This is a genomic window from Pseudomonas sp. A1230 (assembly GCF_044218825.1).
Lineage (GTDB): Bacteria > Pseudomonadota > Gammaproteobacteria > Pseudomonadales > Pseudomonadaceae > Aquipseudomonas > Aquipseudomonas iridis.
Map to the genome: position 1 here is coordinate 2056388 of NZ_CP162582.1, position 15591 is coordinate 2071978.

Sequence of the window (15591 nt, forward strand, 5' to 3'; positions counted from 1 at the left end):
CAGGAGTGCTTCATGAAAATCACGGTATTTGGCAGTGGTTACGTCGGTCTGGTGCAAGCGGCTGTGCTGGCCGAAGTCGGGCATGACGTGGTGTGTATGGACGTCGACCAGAACAAGGTCAACTTGCTGAGTCAGGGCCACGTCAGCATCTTCGAACCGGGGCTGGCCAGCCTGGTGCGCGAGGGTCTGGATTCGAAACGCCTGTTGTTCACCAGCGACGAAAAACTTGCCGTGCAGCACGGACGTGTGGCGTTCATTGCGGTGGGTACGCCGTCGCGTGAAGACGGCTCGGCGGATTTGCGCTACGTGCTCTCGGTCGGCGATGCGATTGCCCGTCACCGTGAACATCCGCTGATTCTGGTGGAGAAATCCACGGTGCCGGTGGGCACGGGCGACACCTTGCGCACGCACATCGAAAAGGCCTTGATCAAGGTGGGTCGTTTGCTGCATTTCGATATCGTCTCCAACCCGGAGTTTCTCAAGGAAGGTTCCGCCGTCGCTGATTGCCGGCGTCCGGATCGCATCGTCATCGGTTGCGAGGGCGATGAGGTGCGTGACGTGATGCGCGATCTGTACGCGCCGTTCAATCGCAACCATGACCGCATCATGTTCATGGACTTGCGTAGCGCCGAGCTGACCAAGTACGCGGCCAACTGCATGCTGGCGACCAAGATCAGTTTCATCAACCAGATCGCCGAGCTGGCCGAACACCTGGGCGCCGACATCGAATCGGTGCGCCAGGGCATCGGCGCCGACACGCGCATCGGCTATCACTTCATCTACCCGGGTTGTGGTTATGGCGGTTCGTGCTTTCCCAAGGACATGCGCGCCTTGATCCACAGTGCCGAACAGGCGCACTGCTCCAGCGATTTGCTGCAAGCGGTCGAAGCGATCAATCAGCGGCAGAAGCACAAGCTGTTCGAGCGTATCAACGCGTTCTACAAAGGCGACCTGCGCGGCAGGACTTTCGCCCTGTGGGGCCTGGCCTTCAAGCCCAACACCGACGACATGCGCGATGCGCCGAGCCGGGTCTTGCTGGAAGAACTGTGGGCCGCCGGCGCCAGCGTGCGCGCGTTCGACCCCGAAGCCATGCAGGAAACCCAAAACCTCTACCCGGACGAAGCAAAACTGATGTTGATGGGCACGCCTGAGTCGGTATTGCCCGGCGCCGACGCGCTGATCATCTGCACCGAGTGGCAGCAGTTCAAGGCGCCGGATTTCGACTTGATCAAGCAGCGCCTCAACACCCCGGTGATCTTCGACGGTCGCAACCTGTACGACGCCGAACGCCTGGCGCGCAATGGCTTCCAGTACTTCCCGATGGGCCGTGGCGAGTCGCGCAAGTTGCCAATCTCGCTGCAGCAATGGTCGCGCGCGTCCGACGTCGCCTGACCGGTTATTGCGACCTCTGAGCTCTGTGTAGGAGCTGCCGAGGCTGCGATCTTTTGATCCTGTTTCTTAACAATCAAGATCAAAAGATCGCAGCCTTCGGCAGCTCCTACAGAGGGGATTTTGTTGTGTCAGGTTGACCGGTGACTGCGACCCGGCGAGGATGGCGACGCCCGCTTGTGCATCTGAAATAAGGACATTGACCTCTTCGTGGCCACCTACTCGCCCCTGATCCGCCGGCTGATGATCAGCTCGCTGACAGTTGTCGTCAGCCGTGCCCTGATCAGCCCATTGCTGACCTTGTTCCTCAGCAACAAACTCGGCCTCAACCCTCAAGACGTCGGTCTGCTACTGGGCATCGCGGTGTTCAGTGCCACGCTGCTGTCGCTGTATGGCGGTTACATCATCGATCGACTGGACAAGCGCCAGTTGCTGATCCTTACCATGCTCTCGAGCGGCATCGGACTGATCCTGCTGACCTTCGCGCAGAATCTGTATCTGGTCACGCTGGTGCTGATCATCAGCGAAACCGCCTCGGCGCTGTTCCTGATCTGCTCCAAGGCGATCCTCAGCGAGAACCTGCCCATCGGTCAGCGGGTCAAGGCGTTTTCCCTGAACTACACGCTGACCAACATCGGTTACGCCGTCGGCCCGATGATCGGCGTGGTGATCGCCGGCATTCAGCCTGGCGCGCCGTTTATCGTCGCCGGTGCGATCGCCTGCGCCAGTGTGTTCCTGCTGCTCGGCGTCGCCAGGAAGGTGAGCCCGATATCGCCGCTCGGCCAGCCGCAAAGCTTTCTGAATACCCTGATCATCCTGAAAAACGACCGCACGATGGTCCTGTTCACTCTGGGCTGCCTGCTCAGTACGTTGGTCCACGGGCGTTTCACCTTGTACCTGTCGCAGTACCTGCTGGTGACCCACACTCAGCAGCAGACGCTGGACACCATGGCCGCCCTGCTCGCCTGCAACGCGATCACAGTGATCCTGCTGCAATTTCAGATCGGCCGGTTCCTCAAGCGCGAGCACCTGCGGTACTGGATTGCCGGGGGCACCGCGCTGTTCATCGTCGGGCTGATCGGCTTCAGTGTCGCCGACAGCCTCGTCGGCTGGTGCGTGGCGATGTTCATCTTCACTCTGGGCGAGATGATCATTTACCCGGCGGATTTTCTCTTCGTCGACACCTTGGCCCCGGAAGAACTGCGCGGCAGCTACTACGGTGCACAGAATCTGGCGGCACTGGGCGGTGCTGTAAGCCCGGTAATGTGCGGGTTCCTGCTGATGCACACACCGGCACCGAGCATGTTTTACGCCCTCAGTGGTCTCGCGGCGCTGGGCGGCTATCTGTGTTTTGTCAGCGGACGCAGGGTCGCTTCAATGCAAAATTAATGCACTAAAACTGCATTAATATGAATTTGTCAGCATCGAGATTGATCGGCACACTGTGCGCGTTCCTCCCCCAATGTTGGAACACTTCGAGGGCTTTCCGGATTTGCCGGACAAGTCCTTTTTTTTGCCCGGATTTTTGCAAGGATCGGTTTCACATGCTCGCTCGCTGGTTGCCCGCCGCCATCAACACTCGCCCGACCGAATGGAGCCGCGCCGCTATCGGCATGGCACTGGGCACGCTGTTCAGCGTGTGGTTGTGCGCCCAGGTATTCGGGCATGAAGTCGCTTATCACCTGATCGGCCCGTTGGGCGCGTCAGCGGTGCTGCTGTTCGCCGTATCGTCCGGCGCCCTCGCCCAGCCCTGGTCGATTCTGGGCGGCTATCTGTGTGCCGGCGTCGTGGCATTGCTGGTCGCCCATGTGCTCGGCCGAACACTCGGCAGCGCGTGTCTGGCGGCGGGCATCGCGTTGATGATGATGTGCTGGTTGCGTTGCCTGCACCCACCAGCCGGCGCGTTGGCGTTGACGTTGGTGCTGGCCGATCCCGCGACCATCGCCATGGACTGGAAAGCCATGGAGCCAGTGATGCTGGGGGCTGCGTGCATGTTGGCCAGTGCCTTGGCCTACAACAACCTGACGCGCATCCGTTACCCAAAACGCCCCGCCGAACCTGCGCCGGTGGTTGCCCCGGTCGATAGCCAGGCGATCACTGCTCAAGACCTGAAACTGGCGCTGGCTGACATGGAGGCGTTCATCGACATCACGCCTGAAGACCTGGAGCAATTGATCCACGCCAGTGAACTGCATGCCAAACGGCGCAGCATTGGTGAAGTTTTCACCCGCCCATCCTGAATCCCCACACTTCTGTGTAGGCGCTGCCGAAGGCTCCTACACTGTCATTGCATTCCATCACCTGATGTAAAAATGCACACAGCCCCTGCAGATATCCTCGTTGTACAGGGCAAATTTGCACTGTTACGATCCGTTAACGCTCGCGCGCGAGCTTCTCGAATAAAGACAATAAAAGCAGGGAGTTAGTGATGACTGCTCAGGCTTCATCCCCGCGGACTCTGTCCATGGATGCCACGCAAAACGAAGTGCTGGCCGAGGTTCGCAACCACATCGGTCACCTGACCCTCAACCGCCCTACCGGCCTCAACGCCATTACCCTCGACATGGTTCGCCTGCTGCAACAGCGGCTCGACGCCTGGGCGAGCGACGCCGATGTGCACGCCGTTGTCCTGCGCGGTGCCGGTGACAAAGCCTTCTGCGCTGGCGGCGACATTCGTTCGCTTTACGACAGTTACAAGAGCGGCGACACGCTGCACGAAGATTTTTTCGTCGAGGAATACGCCCTCGACCTGACGATTCACCACTACCGCAAACCGGTGCTGGCGCTGATGGACGGATTCGTCCTCGGTGGCGGTATGGGTCTGGTGCAAGGCGCCGATCTGCGCGTGGTCACCGAAAAGAGCCGTCTGGCGATGCCGGAAGTGGCCATCGGTTATTTCCCGGACGTCGGTGGCAGCTATTTCCTGCCGCGCATTCCCGGCGAGCTGGGGATATACCTGGGCGTCAGCGGCGTGCAGATCCGCGCTGCCGATGCGTTGTATTGCGGGCTCGCCGACTGGTATCTGGACAGCAGCAAACTGGCCATCCTCGATGAAAAACTCGATCAGATGGAATGGCAGGACACACCGCTCAAGTCGCTGCAAAACCTGTTGGCCAAACACGCTGTGCAAACCCTGCCCGATGCGCCACTCGAAGCCTTGCGTCCGGCCATCGACCACTTCTTCGCGCTGCCGGACGTGCCAAGCATGGTCGAGCAACTGCGCGCCGTCACCGTTGCCAACAGCCATGAATGGGCGACCACCACGGCTGATCTGCTGGAAACCCGCTCACCGCTGGCCATGGCCGTTACGCTGGAAATGCTCGGTCGTGGCCGGCACTTGAGCCTGGAACAGTGCTTCGCCCTCGAACTGCATCTGGATCGTCAATGGTTCGCCCGCGGTGACCTGATCGAAGGCGTGCGCGCCCTGCTGATCGACAAAGACAAGACACCTCGCTGGAACCCGCCGAACCTCGCCGCGCTGGACGCTGCGCATGTGGCGAGTTTCTTCCACGGTTTTGCTGAGAGCGGGAGCTGAGCCATGCACGATCTCGAACTGACTGAAGAACAAGTGATGATCCGCGACATGGCCCGGGACTTTGCCCGCGGCGAAATCGCACCTCATGCGCAAGCCTGGGAAAAGGCTGGCTGGATCGACAACGCCCTCGTGGCGAAGATGGGCGAGTTGGGTCTGCTGGGCATGGTCGTGCCTGAGGAATGGGGCGGGACCTACGTCGACTACGTCGCTTATGCGCTGGCCGTGGAAGAAATTTCTGCCGGCGATGGCGCCACTGGTGCGTTCATGAGCATCCACAACTCGGTCGGCTGCGGCCCGGTGATGAACTACGGCAGCGACGAGCAGAAACAGACCTGGCTGGCGGATCTGGCCAGTGGCGCGGTGATCGGCTGCTTCTGCCTGACCGAACCGCAGGCCGGTTCCGAAGCGCACAACCTGCGCACTCGCGCCGAACTGCGCGATGGCCAGTGGGTGATCAACGGTGCCAAGCAATTTGTCAGCAACGGCAAACGGGCAAAACTGGCGATCGTGTTTGCGGTGACCGATCCGGATCTGGGCAAGAAAGGTATTTCGGCGTTTCTGGTGCCCACCGATACACCGGGCTTCATCGTCGATCGCACCGAACACAAAATGGGCATCCGCGCTTCCGACACCTGTGCGGTGACGCTGAACAACTGCAGCATTCCCGAGGCCAACCTGCTTGGCGAGCGCGGCAAAGGTCTGGCGATTGCCTTATCCAACCTTGAGGGCGGACGCATCGGCATTGCCGCGCAAGCGTTAGGGATTGCCCGCGCGGCGTTCGAAGCGGCGTTGGCTTATTCGCGGGATCGGGTGCAGTTCGGCAAGCCGATCAACGAACACCAGAGCATCGCCAATCTGCTGGCCGACATGCACATGCAATTGAACGCGGCGCGGTTGATGATTTTGCATGCGGCGCGTCTGCGCACGGCGGGTAAACCGTGTTTGTCGGAGGCGTCACAGGCCAAGCTGTTTGCGTCCGAGATGGCCGAGAAGGTTTGCTCGTCGGCGATTCAGATTCATGGCGGGTATGGGTATCTGGAAGATTATCCGGTCGAGAAGTATTACCGCGATGCGCGGATTACCCAGATTTATGAAGGGTCGAGCGAGATTCAGCGGATGGTGATTGCTCGGGAATTGAAGAACTACCAGCTCTAAAAGCAAAAGATCGCAGCCTGCGGCAGCTCCTACAAGGAAACACATATTCCCGTGTAGGAGCTGCCGCAGGCTGCGATCTTTTGATCTGGCTCCCACATTGGATCGGCGCTCTACACAAATCGCCTGTGGGAGCCAGCCTGCTGGCGATGAGGCCAGTCAAGTTCGCGAATTACTGACCCTTGAACTCGGGCGTCCGCTTGGCCACAAACGCCGCCATCCCTTCCTTCTGATCCTGAGTGGCAAACGCCGCATGGAACACCCGGCGCTCAAACCGCACACCCTCCGTCAAATTGACCTCAAACGCACGGTTCACACTTTCCTTGACCATCATCGCAATCGGCAGCGACTTACTGGCGATCACTGCTGCTACTTTCAGCGCTTCATCGAGCAATTCATCACTCGGCACGATCCGCGCGACGATGCCGCAACGCTCAGCCTCAACCGCGTCGATCAAACGTCCGCTCAGGCACATTTCCATGGCTTTGGCTTTGCCCACAGCGCGAGTCAGACGTTGTGTGCCGCCCATGCCCGGCAGCACGCCGAGGTTGATTTCCGGCTGGCCGAATTTGGCGTTGTCGCCGGCCAGGATAAAGTCGCACATCAACGCCAGCTCACAGCCACCGCCCAAAGCAAAGCCGTTGACTGCAGCGATGATCGGCTTGCGGCGGTTGGCCACGCGATCACTGTCGCTGAACAGGTCGTCCATATAAATCTGCGGATAGGTCAGCTCGGCCATTTCCTTGATGTCGGCGCCGGCAGCGAAAGCCTTTTTCGAGCCGGTGATGACGATGCAGCCGATATTGGCATCCGCTTCCAGCGCATCAAGTGCCTGGTTCACTTCGCTGACCAGTTGCGCGTTCAGCGCGTTCAGCGCCTGTGGCCGGTTGAGAGTGATCAAGCCAACACGGCCGTGGTTTTCCAGCAGAATCGTTTCGTAAGTCATGGATAAAATTCCTGGTCAAAGATTGCGCGAAATAACCATGCGCTGAATATCGCTGGTGCCTTCGTAGATCTGGCAGACGCGCACGTCGCGGTAGATGCGCTCCAGCGGGAAATCGTTGAGATAACCGTAACCGCCGAGCGTCTGCAAGGCCATCGAGCAGACTTTCTCGGCCATCTCCGAGGCGAACAGTTTGGCCATGGACGCTTCAACCAGCGCCGGTTGACCGCTGTCACGCAGCGCCGCGGCGTAATGCACCATTTGCCGGGCGACGGCGATTTGCGTCGCCATGTCGGCGAGGCGAAACGCAACGGCCTGGTGTTCGATGATCGGCTTGCCGAACGTGTCGCGGTCACGGGCGTAATCGCGCGCCGCTTCGAATGCTGCGCGGGCCATCCCCACCGATTGCGAGGCGATACCGACGCGGCCACCTTCGAGGTTGGCCAAGGCGATTTTGTAACCCTCGCCCTCCTCACCCAACCGGTTGGCGACCGGCACTTTGACGTCTTCGAAAAGAATCTGGCATGTGTCCGAGGCGTGCTGGCCGAGCTTGTCTTCGACGCGGGCAACTTTGTAGCCCGGCGAGTCGGTCGGCACGATAAACGCGCTGATCCCGCGTTTGCCGGCACCTGGATCGGTCACAGCAAAGACGATCACGATCCCGGCGTTTTGCCCGGAGGTGATGAACTGTTTGCAGCCGTTCAGCACGTAATGATCGCCTTCCAGGCGTGCGCGGGTCTTCAGGCTGCTGGCGTCGGAACCAGCCTGCGGTTCGGTCAGTGCAAAAGCCCCAAGCATGGCGCCGCTGGCCAATGGCTTGAGAAAACGCTCGCGCTGATCGTCGTTGCCGAACTTGAGGATCGGCACGCAGCCTACCGAGTTGTGCACGCTCATGATCGTCGAGCAGGCACCGTCGCCGGCGGCGATTTCTTCCAGCGCCATGGCGTAGGCCAGGTAACCGGTGTCGCAACCGCCCCACTGCTCCGGCACGAGCATGCCGAAAAAGCCCAGCTCGGCCATCTCGCCAATGGCTTCCTTGGGAAAGCGGTGCTCGCGATCCCACTCGGCGGCGAACGGTTTCAGCCGTTCCTCGGCAAACTGCCGGGCCATGTCGCGGATCTGTTGTTGGTCTTCGTTGGGGATCATGGTGAGTCCTTAAATCCGGTTTGCTACGCAAAACCCTGTGGGAGCGGGCTTGCCCGCGATGAGGCCGTGTCAATCAAAATATTGGCTGTATGACCCACCGCCATCGCGGGCAAGCCCGCTCCCACAGGGTCAGGTGTCAACTTCAGTAAACGCATTCCACGGCCATGGCCGTTGCTTCACCGCCACCAATGCAGATGGCCGCGATGCCGCGTTTCAGATTGTTCTGGCGCAACGCCGAGAGCAACGTCACCAGAATCCGCGCACCCGACGCACCGATCGGATGGCCCAGCGCACAAGCACCGCCGTGGATATTCAGCTTCTCGTGCGGGATATCGAGATGCTTCATCGCCGCCATCGCAACCACGGCAAACGCCTCGTTGACTTCAAACAGGTCAACCTCGGCCAGCGACCAGCCGGTCTTCTTCACCAGTTTGTTGATCGCCCCGATCGGTGCCACCGGGAACAGGCCCGGGGTATCAGCGAACGCCGAGTGACCGTGAATGACCGCCAGCGGTTTCAAACCAAGTTTCTGCGCCTGCGACTGACGCATCAGCACCAGCGCCGCTGCGCCGTCAGAAATCGAACTGGAGTTCGCCGCCGTCACCGTCCCGCCTTCGCGGAACGCCGGTTTCAGCGAAGCGACCTTGTCCAGTTTGGCTTTTGGCGGCTGTTCGTCATTGCTGATCAGCACCTGCTCTTTGCCGACGGTCACGGTCAGCGGGACGATTTCGTCCTTGAAGCGGCCGTCCTTGATCGCCTGTTGCGCGCGCGTGGTCGAGGCGATGGCGAAAGCGTCCTGCGCTTCACGGCTGAATTCATTGGTGTCGGCGCATTCCTCGGCGAACGTGCCCATCAGGCGCCCCTTGTCGTAGGCGTCTTCGAGACCGTCGAGGAACATCGAATCCAGCACCCGGCCGTGGCCCATGCGGTAACCGGCACGGGCACGATCCAGCAGATACGGCGAGTTGGACATGCTTTCCATGCCGCCGGCGATCACCACATCGGCGCTGCCCGCGACCAGCATGTCGTGGGCCAGGATGGTGGTTTCCATACCCGAGCCGCACATCTTGTTGACGGTGGTGCAACGGGTCGATTTATCCAGCCCGGCGCCCAGCGCTGCTTGCCGCGCAGGGGCCTGGCCGAGGCCCGCAGGCAATACGCAACCGAACAGCACTTCATCGACTGCATCGCTGGCGACACCGGCGCGTTCAACCGCGGCCTTGATGGCGGCGGCGCCGAGTTGCGGCGCGGTGAGGCTTTTCAGTTCACCCTGAAAGCCGCCCATCGGGGTGCGAACGGCGCTGACGATAACAATCGGATCGTTGGAAATAGTCATGACAAATCCTCCTTACCTGGCGGCCATGCGCAAGGCGCCGTCGAGACGGATCACCTCACCGTTGAGCATGCTGTTTTCGATGATATGCCGAACCAGCGCGGCGTACTCGGCAGGCTTGCCCAGACGCGGCGGGAACGGTACGCCGGCCGCCAGCGAGTCGCGGACTTCCGGGGTCATGCCGGCCATCATCGGCGTTTCAAAAATGCCCGGGGCGATGGTCATCACGCGGATGCCGAAGCGCGCCAGTTCACGGGCGGCCGGCAGGGTCAGGCTGGCGATGGCGCCTTTTGACGCTGCATACGCGGCCTGACCAATCTGGCCGTCGAACGCCGCTACCGAGGCGGTGTTGATGATCACGCCGCGCTCGCCATCGGCATTGGCCTCGCTCTCGGCAATCGCCGCAGCGGCCAGGCGCAACATGTTGAAGCTGCCGATCAGGTTGACGTTGATCACCTGGGCAAAACTGGACAATACGTGCGGGCCGTTCTTGCCAAGGATCTTCTCGCCACGGACGATGCCGGCGCAGTTGACCAGACCATTGAGGCTGCCGAATGCAGTGACGGTCGCTTGTATGGCGGCTTCGGCGGCGGCTTCATTACTGATGTCGGCGACGACGCTTTGCGCACCCAGGCGTTGGGCCTGCGCGGCAACCGCTTCGGCGTTCATGTCCACCAGCATCACTTTGGCGCCGGCACTCACCAGCAATTCAGCGGTGGCTGCACCCAGGCCGGAAGCGCCGCCAGTGACGATAAAAACCTTGTTCTCGATCTGCATGACTGTTTCCTTCGATTCAAGCTGAAACGTTGTGCGCCGCGGCCTCTTGAGCCTTGGCGATTTCCTGGTTGCGCAAGATAAAGCGCTGCAATTTGCCGCTCGGGGTCTTGGGCAATTCGCTGACAAATTCGATTTCACGCGGGTACGAATGCGCGGCCAGACGTTTGCGTACGTGCTGGCGAAGTTCTTCGGCCAACTCTGGTGCCGCGCGGTAATGCGCGCTGAGCACCACGAAGGCTTTGACCAGTTCGGTGCGCTCCGGATCGGGCTTGCCGACCACCGCGGCCTCGACCACGGCCGGATGCTCGATCAACGCGCTTTCGACGTCGAATGGGCCTACGCGGTAGCCAGATGTGGTAATCACGTCGTCGCTGCGGCCGACGAAACTGATGCTGCCATCCGGATTCCACTCCACGGTGTCGCCACTCAGGTAGTAATCGCCGACGAAGGCTTTGGTCGGTGCGCCTTCATAGCCGCCAAACCAGCACATCGGCGAGTTGGCACGGTCGATGGCGAGGATGCCCGGCTGACCGACGCCCAGTTCCTGGTGCTGCTCGTCGAGCACCACAATGCGATGACCCGGCGAGGCGAAACCGGCGGCGCCAACGTGAACCACATGGTCGAGGCCGTGGTGGTTACACAGCACCATGCCCAGTTCGGTCTGGCCGTAATGGTCGTGGATGACCACATCAAGGTTGTCAGCGAACCAGCGGATCACTTCCGGGTTCAGCGGTTCGCCCGCGCTGCTGACGATCCGCAGCTTGCCCTTGATCGACCTCGCGAACTCGTTACCGCCGGCAATCAGCAGACGATAAGCAGTCGGCGAACCGGTGAGGTTGGTGATTCCGTACTTGTTGATCACCCGGCAGGTGCTTTCGAGGGTGAACGGGCCATCGTAGAAAGTGATCGGATGCCCCATTGCCAACGGGCCGGTGACGCCGAAATAGATGCCATAGGCCCAGCCCGGATCGGCGACGTTCCAGAATGCATCTTCCGGGCGCAGATCCACCGCATCACGGGTGTAACTCTGGAACGCGACGATCGCCTTGAGCGGTACCGACAGGGCTTTCGCCGGGCCGGTGGTGCCCGAGGTAAACATCAGCAGGAACGGGTCTTCGCCACTCAGCAGCACGGGTTCGCAGACGTTGGAGTAATTGGCCAGTTCAGCCCAGAAACTGAAATCGCCACGGACAATGCCCTGGCCCTTGGCGCCGCCGACCGTGACCAGCGTCGGGCAGTCGGCAACTTCAGTGAGTTTCGGCCGGTTGACGGCGTCGGTCACCACGACTTTGGCGCCGGAGCTGTTCAGTCGATGTTCGAGGGCCTTCGGGCCGAACGCGGTGAACAGCGGTTGATAGACCGCGCCGATGCGCCAGGTGGCGAAAACGGTGATGAGCAATTCGATATTGCGTGGCAGCAGGCCGGCAACCTTGTCACCCTTGCGCACGCCTTGGGCGAGGAGGAAATTGGCGAATCGCGCGGCTTTGTCCTGCAAGTCGCTGAAAGTGTACGTCGCGCTGGCGCCATCGCGACCTTCCCAGAACAGCGCGATGCGCCCCGGCAATGCATGGCGGTCGCAGCATTCGACGCAGGCGTTGAGCGCCTCAAGCGAGCCGCTGAGCGCGGCATCCACAGTGTGCTGATAGTTGAACTGTTCGGTGGCAGACAAGTAGTCGCGCATTGCCAGAATCCCTCTGTGTTTTTATTAGGCTGGGAACCGTAAACAACAGAGGGATAGTCGCGCTGTAAGGGGCTTGGGGCAATGGTCAAAGCCATCAAAGTGGCTGACTGGTTTGGCCAGGGTTCAAGAGATGTGCCGCCAGGATTGCCGCCTTCGCGAGCAGGCTCGCTCCCACATTTGAAATGCGTTCACCCTGTGGGAGCGAGCCTGCTCGCGAAGGGGCCAGATCAGCCAGCATGGAGTTCGGATCAGACGGCTTCGTTAAGGATCAACGTCCGGTAATGCCCCGGATTTGACCCCGACCACTTGCGAAACGCCTTGTAGAACGAACTCGCATCGGCAAACCCCAAACGGCTGGCGATCTCGACAAAGCTGATCGAAGGCTCGGCCAGCCAGACAATCGCCAATTCCTTGCGCACGCTGTCCTTGAGGCCCTGATACGTCTGCCCTTCCTCGGCCAGACGACGGCGCAACGTCGAGGCCGACATGCACAGCTGCTGGGCCAACGCTTCGGTTTCCGGCCACTGCTCGGCAGGCAACTGACGCAAATCGTGTTTGATCCGGCTGGCCAGGCTCTGCGGGTCGCGGTACTTGACCAGAATGTTGGCTGGCGCGTGAGCCAGGAAGCGCTTGAGCTCCTCGGCGGAACGTTTGATCGGCAGATCGAGGCAATCGGCGGAAAAGATCATCCGCGTGCGTGGTCGATCAAAGCGCAGGTTGTCCGAGAACATCACCCGGTAGTCATCGGTAAAGTCCGGCGCCGGGCAGCGCAGTTCGATGGCCAGGATCGGAATCCGCCGCCCCGCCAGCCAGCAGGCCACGCCGTGGACGATCATCCAATAGGTGAAGTAGGTAAACGCGCGACGTGGTTCGGGATCGTCTTCAAGCAGGACAATTTCCGCAAGACTCTGCTGATGCACCAGTTGCGCCGGCAGGCGCTCAAGCATCAACGACAGGAAACTCAGGCCCGTGCTCAAACCGGCCGCCAGCGTTGGTTGTGCCATGGCGCTGCGGCAAAGGAACTCCAGACTGCCGGACTTGAGCTTGCGCGGGTCCATGCCGAAGAACTCGTCATCCCCCCGCCGAGCCAACAGACGCCAGAGCTTTGCATATTGCGATGCCGGCACCCGGCCCTCGCCGGTTTCCAGCAAGGCCGGGGCAATGCCGACCTTGTTCAACAGTTCTTCCCTGGCCACGCCCGGGGCACAACTTTGCAGCAGCGCTTCACGCACCAGTTGCACGGCGATGGTGTCTTTTTCCGACATGGAACGCGGCAGACCTTGTTGTTTTTGAGTGACGGGCATCTTACCGCAGCCACCCGCGCGTTGCTGGCCCGAAAACAATGCAAACCCTGTGGGAGCGGGCTTGCCCGCGATGGCGTCCTGTCAGTCAACAGAAATGCCAGCTGTTCCATTGCAATCGCGGGCAAGCCCGCTCCCACAGGGTTTTGTGCTGAACATAACGTCATGTTGTTCAGCTTGTGTTCAGGTTCTTGTCAATGATTGTCATATGGGAATGAGTGTCATTATGTTACAACTTAGCTTCCTATCTAAATCACCGCGGATACCGAATGCTCGTTCCCTTTCTAATCATGCTGCGCGAAGGCATTGAAGCCGCGTTGATCGTTGGCATTATCGCCAGCTACCTGCAACAGACCGGCCGCGGCGAATGGATGCCCGCCGTGTGGATCGGTGTTTTTCTCGCGGCAGCCCTGGCATTGCTGGTCGGCGGTGGCCTGGAACTGGTCAGCGCCGAATTCCCGCAAAAGCAGCAGGAACTGTTCGAAGGCGTGGTCGGGTTGGCGGCCGTGGCGATTCTCAGCTCGATGGTGTTCTGGATGCGCAAGGTCGCGCGGTCGATCAAGCATTCGCTGCACGCCTCGCTGGATCAGGCGCTGACCTCGTCCAGACATCAGGTGATTGCGCTGATCGCCATGGTCTTCTTCGCCGTGGCGCGAGAGGGCCTGGAAACCGTGTTCTTTTTGCTCGCAGTGTTCCAGCAGAGCGAAGGCCCGGGCGCGCCGATTGGCGCCCTGCTCGGCCTGATTCTGGCGATCATCGTTGGCTTCCTCATCTACAGCGGCAGCATGCGCCTCAACCTCTCGGCATTTTTCAAGTGGACCGGGTTGTTCATTCTGGTCGTGGCCGCGGGGATTCTCGCCAACTCGGTGCAAGCCCTGCATGAAGCCGGCGTTTGGAATCACCTGCAAACCGTGCTCTTCGATTTCAGCGCGACACTGCCGATGGATGGCCCGCTGGGCTCGGTGCTGGCCGGCATGTTCGGTTATCAGGATGCGCCGACGGTCAGCACCCTTGGCGCGTACCTGATCTATCTGCTGCTGGCGCTGGTGATGTTCTTCCTGCCCGCGCCCAAGCCTGTCGCGCAATCGTCTTCTGCTTCCAGCCAATAAGGGCACTCATGTCAAAGCCTAAAACTCCTCAGGCCTCGCCTCCCCGTGCCTTGCGTTGGGCGCTGGCCGGTTCGGTGATCGTGATGATCGCCGCCGGTGGCCTGTTCTGGTACGCCTCGAAAATGGCCGCGGCCAAGCGTCAGCACAACCACGATGAAGTGGTGGTCAACATTCATCCGGGCAATTGCGAGCCGAACGCCCTGACAATCCCGGCCGGTCGCGCCAGTTTCCGTATCGTCAACCGCTCCGAACGGGCGGTGGAATGGGAAATCCTCGACGGCGTGTTGGTGGTCGAAGAGCGTGAAAACATCGCCCCGGGCCTGAGTCAGGTGATCAATGCCAACCTGCAACCCGGTGACTACGCCATCACTTGCGGCCTGCTGAGCAACCCGCGCGGCACCCTGCATGTGACACCGACCGCCGCTTCTGACGCCGCCGCCAAAGCCAAGCCGTCGCTGGTGGCGTTCATCGGGCCGCTGTCGGAATTCCGAGTGTATCTGGCCAGCCAGGGCAGCGCGCTGATCAAAACCACGACCGCGCTCAATCAGGCGATTGCCAGCGGTGACTTGAGTCAGGCGCAGGCGTTGTACCTGCCGGCGCGGGCGGCGTATCAGCGCTTGGCCCCGGCGGCTCAGCGACTGGCCGAACTGGACAACCGCATCAATGCGCGCGCCGATTACTTTGAGAAGCGCGAGCAGGACCCGGCGTTCGTCGGTTTCCACCGCATCGAATACGCGCTGTTCCAGCAACGCCAACTCGATGATCTCGCCGCCGTCGCCCAGCGTCTGGTGAGCGACGTCACCACGCTGAAAAATCAACTGCTCGCGCAATCGTTGCCGCCGGAGCAACTAGTCAACATCGTCGTGCGCAACCTCAACACCCTCGCCGACGTGCGTGCCGCCAGCGGTGAAGAAGAACGCTACAGCCACAGCGACCTCAACGGTTTCGCCGCCAATCTGCAAACCGCCCACAAAGTGGTCGATCTGCTGCGGCCGATGCTGAGCAAGTCGGCGGCGGATCTGTTGCCGAAAATCGACCAGACGCTGGCCGACTTCGACAACGAACTGAACAGCTACAAGGTCAAGGACGGCTACGCCAGCTACGACGCCATCAGCGGCGCGCAACGCAAGCAGATTGCCGACAAGGCTCAGGCTCTGGCCGACGCACTTGATGGCATCGATCCAGCCCTTGGCCTTTCCGGCCTGTAAGCAGAAGACCCGTACCG

The 15591-nt window shown here is 60.8% G+C and carries 13 protein-coding genes; 7 read left to right on the plus strand and 6 right to left on the minus strand.

Annotation, left to right across the window (positions count from 1 at the left end; genetic code table 11):
• Positions 1–12: 12 nt before the first annotated feature.
• The 5 genes from AB4P97_RS09820 (at position 13) to AB4P97_RS09840 (ending at position 6079) form a co-directional block, all read left to right on the plus strand.
• On the plus strand, positions 13–1392 hold the full coding sequence (locus tag AB4P97_RS09820) for a UDP-glucose dehydrogenase family protein (protein WP_395602563.1): 1380 nt from the start codon (positions 13–15) through the stop codon (positions 1390–1392).
• Positions 1393–1599: 207 nt separating this feature from the next.
• Positions 1600–2778 carry an MFS transporter gene (locus AB4P97_RS09825; RefSeq protein ID WP_395602564.1) on the plus strand — a complete coding sequence of 393 codons (1179 nt, stop codon included), beginning with the start codon at positions 1600–1602 and terminating at the stop codon, positions 2776–2778.
• A 155-nt stretch (positions 2779–2933) separates the two neighbouring features.
• Positions 2934–3629, plus strand: coding sequence for an HPP family protein (locus AB4P97_RS09830; protein ID WP_273878378.1), 696 nt, complete (start codon positions 2934–2936; stop codon positions 3627–3629).
• 188 nt (positions 3630–3817) lie between these two features.
• The gene (locus AB4P97_RS09835) at positions 3818–4924 is read left to right on the plus strand and encodes an enoyl-CoA hydratase/isomerase family protein (protein ID WP_395602565.1); all 1107 of its coding nucleotides are present in this window, start codon (positions 3818–3820) and stop codon (positions 4922–4924) included.
• Positions 4925–4927: 3 nt separating this feature from the next.
• On the plus strand, positions 4928–6079 hold the full coding sequence (locus tag AB4P97_RS09840) for an acyl-CoA dehydrogenase family protein (protein WP_395602566.1): 1152 nt from the start codon (positions 4928–4930) through the stop codon (positions 6077–6079).
• A 169-nt stretch (positions 6080–6248) separates the two neighbouring features.
• Here AB4P97_RS09840 and AB4P97_RS09845 read toward each other — a convergent pair whose 3' ends face one another.
• The 6 genes from AB4P97_RS09845 to AB4P97_RS09870 all read right to left on the minus strand — a co-directional run bounded on the left by AB4P97_RS09845 (position 6249) and on the right by AB4P97_RS09870 (position 13221).
• The gene (locus tag AB4P97_RS09845; protein WP_395602567.1) at positions 6249–7022 is read right to left on the minus strand and encodes an enoyl-CoA hydratase; all 774 of its coding nucleotides are present in this window, start codon (positions 7020–7022) and stop codon (positions 6249–6251) included.
• 15 nt (positions 7023–7037) lie between these two features.
• Complete coding sequence (locus AB4P97_RS09850) at positions 7038–8165, minus strand: acyl-CoA dehydrogenase (protein WP_042559232.1); 1128 nt, start codon at positions 8163–8165, stop codon at positions 7038–7040.
• Positions 8166–8307: 142 nt separating this feature from the next.
• On the minus strand, positions 8308–9501 hold the full coding sequence (locus AB4P97_RS09855) for an acetyl-CoA C-acyltransferase (RefSeq protein WP_042559233.1): 1194 nt from the start codon (positions 9499–9501) through the stop codon (positions 8308–8310).
• Positions 9502–9513: 12 nt separating this feature from the next.
• Positions 9514–10275, minus strand: coding sequence for an SDR family NAD(P)-dependent oxidoreductase (locus AB4P97_RS09860; protein ID WP_042559234.1), 762 nt, complete (start codon positions 10273–10275; stop codon positions 9514–9516).
• A gap of 16 nt (positions 10276–10291) precedes the next feature.
• Complete coding sequence (locus tag AB4P97_RS09865; RefSeq protein WP_395602568.1) at positions 10292–11956, minus strand: AMP-binding protein; 1665 nt, start codon at positions 11954–11956, stop codon at positions 10292–10294.
• Positions 11957–12204: 248 nt separating this feature from the next.
• Complete coding sequence (locus AB4P97_RS09870) at positions 12205–13221, minus strand: AraC family transcriptional regulator (RefSeq protein ID WP_115148135.1); 1017 nt, start codon at positions 13219–13221, stop codon at positions 12205–12207.
• A 305-nt stretch (positions 13222–13526) separates the two neighbouring features.
• On the opposite strand from AB4P97_RS09870, the gene efeU reads away from it, so the two are divergent.
• Together efeU and efeO are read left to right on the plus strand one after the other, a co-directional pair.
• On the plus strand, positions 13527–14366 hold the full coding sequence (gene efeU / locus AB4P97_RS09875; RefSeq protein ID WP_047301137.1) for an iron uptake transporter permease EfeU: 840 nt from the start codon (positions 13527–13529) through the stop codon (positions 14364–14366).
• 8 nt (positions 14367–14374) lie between these two features.
• A complete protein-coding gene (gene efeO / locus AB4P97_RS09880) occupies positions 14375–15574 on the plus strand; it encodes an iron uptake system protein EfeO (protein ID WP_395602569.1) in 1200 nt (399 codons plus the stop codon).
• The last annotated feature ends 17 nt before the right edge of the window (positions 15575–15591 follow it).

What these genes read in the sequence shown, in the direction of transcription:
- AB4P97_RS09820 (WP_395602563.1), top strand. Translation starts at nt 13, where the DNA reads ATGAAAATCACGGTATTTGGCAGTGGTTACGTCGGTCTGGTGCAAGCG.
- AB4P97_RS09830 (WP_273878378.1), top strand. Translation starts at nt 2,934, where the DNA reads ATGCTCGCTCGCTGGTTGCCCGCCGCCATCAACACTCGCCCGACCGAA.
- AB4P97_RS09835 (WP_395602565.1), top strand. Translation starts at nt 3,818, where the DNA reads ATGACTGCTCAGGCTTCATCCCCGCGGACTCTGTCCATGGATGCCACG.
- AB4P97_RS09840 (WP_395602566.1), top strand. Translation starts at nt 4,928, where the DNA reads ATGCACGATCTCGAACTGACTGAAGAACAAGTGATGATCCGCGACATG.
- AB4P97_RS09845 (WP_395602567.1), bottom strand. Translation starts at nt 7,022, where the DNA reads ATGACTTACGAAACGATTCTGCTGGAAAACCACGGCCGTGTTGGCTTG.
- AB4P97_RS09850 (WP_042559232.1), bottom strand. Translation starts at nt 8,165, where the DNA reads ATGATCCCCAACGAAGACCAACAACAGATCCGCGACATGGCCCGGCAG.
- AB4P97_RS09855 (WP_042559233.1), bottom strand. Translation starts at nt 9,501, where the DNA reads ATGACTATTTCCAACGATCCGATTGTTATCGTCAGCGCCGTTCGCACC.
- AB4P97_RS09860 (WP_042559234.1), bottom strand. Translation starts at nt 10,275, where the DNA reads ATGCAGATCGAGAACAAGGTTTTTATCGTCACTGGCGGCGCTTCCGGC.
- AB4P97_RS09865 (WP_395602568.1), bottom strand. Translation starts at nt 11,956, where the DNA reads ATGCGCGACTACTTGTCTGCCACCGAACAGTTCAACTATCAGCACACT.
- AB4P97_RS09870 (WP_115148135.1), bottom strand. Translation starts at nt 13,221, where the DNA reads ATGTCGGAAAAAGACACCATCGCCGTGCAACTGGTGCGTGAAGCGCTG.
- efeU (WP_047301137.1), top strand. Translation starts at nt 13,527, where the DNA reads ATGCTCGTTCCCTTTCTAATCATGCTGCGCGAAGGCATTGAAGCCGCG.
- efeO (WP_395602569.1), top strand. Translation starts at nt 14,375, where the DNA reads ATGTCAAAGCCTAAAACTCCTCAGGCCTCGCCTCCCCGTGCCTTGCGT.